Below are 309 nucleotides of genomic sequence, written 5' to 3'. Positions count from 1 at the left end.
CACTGGTCTACAAAAGCAATTTATGATTTAACAAACCGTAAAGTAGTGCAAGGGTACGGAAATAATATCTTTGGCTTCGGTGATAATGTAACTCGTGGGCAAGTTGCTCGTATGATTTATATGTATGTAAAACCAGTAGATGCAGATGCTAGCTTCAAAAATCCATTTACAGATATTAAAGGACACTTGTTTGAAAAAGAAATCAGAGCACTTGCTAAAGCAGGACTTGTGAATGGCTTTGGTGATGGGAAGTATGGTCCAGATGATATTTTAACTCGTGAACAAATGGCACAAGTACTTAAAAATGCT

Annotated in this window: 1 protein-coding gene; it reads left to right on the top strand. The window is 36.6% G+C overall.

Features of this window, described 5'->3' with window-relative positions; translation table 11 throughout:
* On the top strand, positions 1-309 hold a 309-nt coding region (locus tag KVT11_RS19665; protein ID WP_217609128.1), incomplete at both ends, for an S-layer homology domain-containing protein.

Source organism: Bacillus sp. GbtcB10 (genome assembly GCF_019091365.1).
GTDB lineage: Bacteria > Bacillota > Bacilli > Bacillales > Bacillaceae > Bacillus > Bacillus altitudinis.
Note: the sequence above shows the minus strand (reverse complement) of the source record. Positions and strands in the feature narration are given on the sequence as shown.